This is a genomic window from Xanthomonas cucurbitae (assembly GCF_002939885.1).
Classification (GTDB): domain Bacteria; phylum Pseudomonadota; class Gammaproteobacteria; order Xanthomonadales; family Xanthomonadaceae; genus Xanthomonas; species Xanthomonas cucurbitae.
Genome location: NZ_MDED01000085.1, coordinates 1 through 2929 on the forward strand (window position 1 = coordinate 1; position 2929 = coordinate 2929).

Annotated in this window: 6 protein-coding genes; 3 read left to right on the plus strand and 3 right to left on the minus strand. The window is 60.8% G+C overall.

Annotated elements, in window-relative coordinates; all coding sequences use genetic code 11:
- Nucleotides 1-278: 278 nt before the first annotated feature.
- Complete coding sequence (locus XcuCFBP2542_RS19665) at nt 279-449, minus strand: hypothetical protein (protein ID WP_158251472.1); 171 nt, start codon at nt 447-449, stop codon at nt 279-281.
- A gap of 41 nt (nt 450-490) precedes the next feature.
- Nucleotides 491-826 carry a helix-turn-helix domain-containing protein gene (locus XcuCFBP2542_RS18650; protein ID WP_104605717.1) on the minus strand — a complete coding sequence of 112 codons (336 nt, stop codon included), beginning with the start codon at nt 824-826 and terminating at the stop codon, nt 491-493.
- 102 nt (nt 827-928) lie between these two features.
- Here XcuCFBP2542_RS18650 and XcuCFBP2542_RS18655 point away from each other — a divergent pair, with 102 nt between their 5' ends.
- The 3 genes from XcuCFBP2542_RS18655 to XcuCFBP2542_RS18665 are packed head-to-tail and all read left to right on the plus strand — an operon-like array spanning nt 929 to nt 2422.
- Complete coding sequence (locus XcuCFBP2542_RS18655; RefSeq protein ID WP_104605719.1) at nt 929-1690, plus strand: hypothetical protein; 762 nt, start codon at nt 929-931, stop codon at nt 1688-1690.
- A 40-nt stretch (nt 1691-1730) separates the two neighbouring features.
- Nucleotides 1731-2045, plus strand: coding sequence for a hypothetical protein (locus XcuCFBP2542_RS18660; protein WP_104605721.1), 315 nt, complete (start codon nt 1731-1733; stop codon nt 2043-2045).
- Nucleotides 2042-2422, plus strand: a complete 381-nt coding sequence (locus XcuCFBP2542_RS18665) for a hypothetical protein (protein WP_104605723.1) — start codon at nt 2042-2044, stop codon at nt 2420-2422. The genes XcuCFBP2542_RS18660 and XcuCFBP2542_RS18665 overlap by 4 nt, the downstream gene beginning before the upstream one ends.
- A 175-nt stretch (nt 2423-2597) precedes the next feature.
- Here the strand turns inward: XcuCFBP2542_RS18665 and XcuCFBP2542_RS18670 are convergent, their stop codons facing one another.
- Nucleotides 2598-2846, minus strand: a complete 249-nt coding sequence (locus XcuCFBP2542_RS18670) for a hypothetical protein (protein ID WP_249027691.1) — start codon at nt 2844-2846, stop codon at nt 2598-2600.
- Between the last annotated feature and the right edge of the window lie 83 nt (nt 2847-2929).

Sequence of the window (2929 nt, forward strand, 5' to 3'; positions counted from 1 at the left end):
ACGCTTCGCTGGACAATCGCCGTAGAAATCGCAGTGACACTACTTGGAACGATGTCTCCGCACCTTCGCATTTAATGACACAGTAGGATTAGCTTGCTTTCGTCAAAAATAACGCCCTTCTTCCGCGCGCGCGCCTGCACAAGCATTGCCTGCTCTTCTTGAGCTAATCTCTTGGTGGCCTGGAGACTTTTTTCGGACTTTAATCGAAGTGAAATCCGCTGTGACTGGCTTGGCTCCTGTTCGATTCGAAGACTTGCTTCAGCGTTGATCACAGCGCATCACTCTTCAGCAGCAGAAAGCTCAGAATAAATGTCTGCATAGGACACCCCATTCCGCACGACCGGCCCAGACTTTTTCCACCTCGGTGCCTCGCCATCTCTGTGCACCAACACTTCAATTTGCCAGCGTTCAAACCAATAATCATAGGACGGACGAGCTGCGATAATCATTCCTACCCCCTTCCTTGCGCAATCGCCAGAGTAGATTAGTGCTACTTCCTGGGCTCGTCCAAGTGGTTTTTTATCAGGTCAAGCACACCCTGCTGACGCTCCGCGGGCAAACGAGCAACCAGCAGGATGACCTCGGCGAGCACGTCCGAACTTGCATGGAAGTAAGCCGGCGGCACGCCCAGCGCGTTGCTCAAAGCAGCCAACGTATCGTGGTCGGGCTCCCGCTCCCCCCGCTCGTAGCGGGAGAGTCGTGACGAGGCAGATTTCTCGTTCATCCCCAGCAGCGCTCCCAGTTCGACTTGCGACAGGCCCGCCACGCGCCTGGCCGCACGCAGGCGACGACCAAAGACGGAACTTGTGGGCAGAGATGCGGGCATGGAGATCTAACTGATGGCTGATCTCCAAGTCTGCACCGAGTAGCATCCTAGCGCACTTATCTGCCAATATGGCAGATAGAACCACACTCCATCAGAGGCCATATGGAACTTTCAGGACAGGGAGCGTTCGCTGCGCTCTTGGCGTTGACGCTCGTCTCTCCACTCAGTGCCCAAGCCCAAGAGGTGCCGGAGCAGAAGTCCGGCTTTTTCCGTCAACTTGGAAAGGGATTGGCGGACACGGGCAAGCAGATGGTTGGCATCAAGCCGAATTCGGGCAGCAAGGCCGGTAGTCAAGGGACGGGCTCGATCTACACGCCTGTTAGTGGCACCGGGAAGCTGCCCAACCTGTTCAAGGGCGACAACCACCAGCAAGCCCAGTTCGGGAAGCTGGACTGGCCGCGAGTCGCGCTGACCTTCACCGAGTGGGGCGCTGCCCTGCCCTGCTGGACGGCGGAGGCCCGCATCTGGACCAGCCCGACCGCCTCGACCACGGAGACCTTCCGCACCTGCTTCGATGCTGCCGTGACGGAAACGGACGACCTGGGCGAGACGGCGGAGCTCAACAGCGCGGCCCTGTGGAAAGGCCGCGACTCACTCAGCGGTATCCGGGTGCCGCCCAGTAAGCCGAACACCGGCGCTCAGCGGTCCACAGGCCCCACCCCGCCGGCTCAGCCGTTCGTGGTCAACGTGAGCCGCCCTGGCGTCGCTGACAGGGCCCTGGACGTGTCGCTGCGCATCGCGTGGGTGAGCGGCTTTGTTCAGACCGCCGACCTGCACCCAGGGGCCAGCGGCCTGCTGACGCCCCTCAAAGACACCCGGATGTGGATCGCCGGGTTCAACCCCGACGGGAACCGCGACAAGTAAGCCCGTCGCCCTCTCTATCACTCATCAGCAAAGGAACGACATGAAAAACGCACGGATCGCCTTGGTCGTCCTGACCATGGCCCTGGGCCTGACCGCCTGCGGCGGCAAGCCCTCATCTAACAACGCCAAGGAAGCCTTTGTCCGGCTGCTGCAAGACAGCGGCGCCGGCCAAGTCACCGACGTTCAGAATTTCGAGCTCACCGGCTGCGTGGAAGCGGAGGGCGCGGACGGCTACCGCTGCGATACCCGCGGCCAAGCCGTGCTCAACATTGAGGGGCGGCAGGTGCCGATTCCGGTGAGCAAAAACCTGCGCTACGCCAAGAACGACGGCGCCTGGAGGGCCTACGCCAAATGAAGACCCCATCGAATCCGACGGTTGGAACGTCCACTGGCGCCATGGGCGGGCTTATTGGGGACGGCGCAATGCGCGCTGCTCCCAAGAAAGTCATGACTCCGCACAGCCGCTTCTTCTGGTGGTTCTCGCTCTGCCTGCTCTTCCTGGGCCCGCTTGGCTTCGTCGTCGGACCACTGATGGCTAGGCGAGGTTTGCGAAAAGCAGAGCGCCTCTACCCAGGAGCTGCCTACATGGCTCGGCAGCGCGATCAGAGCTTCAGCTGGGCCCAGTGGTGGGTGATGACCCCGCTGGCCCTGCTCGGAGCGCTCGGCGCCGTCTCGATCTTGAGTGGTCTGCTGATGTTCCTGTTCGTCATGTATGCGAAATTGACCAGCTGAGCCCATCCAACGGCCGTATCCGAGAAGCCTGGGCAATCCGGGCTTCTGCGACCTGAGCCGGTCGCGCGCCAGCTTCGCAACGCGTTTCTTCGAAAGCCCTGGGTCACCCCTGGGCTGTCTCTTTGCTGGCATCGGTTAGCTAAGACGAGAGTCCCGCTCAATCGGGAGCATCCGCTCAACTGGTCGCATCGCCCTTCATCACGAGCAGTGGCTGATTTCCGGCCGACCCGATCGTGAGGCGGGATTCGGCGCCAGGTGTGACGACGATAACGGTGATGACCTCGTCCTTGAGCGAGTTGATTTGAACGAACTTGAGGCCTGCTTTTTCGAACACGTAGGCCTTGAACAGCGGCGACAGGCTGACGTTCTCTTTCCCGGCGGGAATGCGTTCCCACATGCCCTCGATGACGTCGCCCCCCCCCATGTCACGATAGTTGTCCGCTCCCCTGAATCCTCAGATGGAGACCGCGATGGCCCGCTACAGCCCCGAACTCAAAGACCAGATCG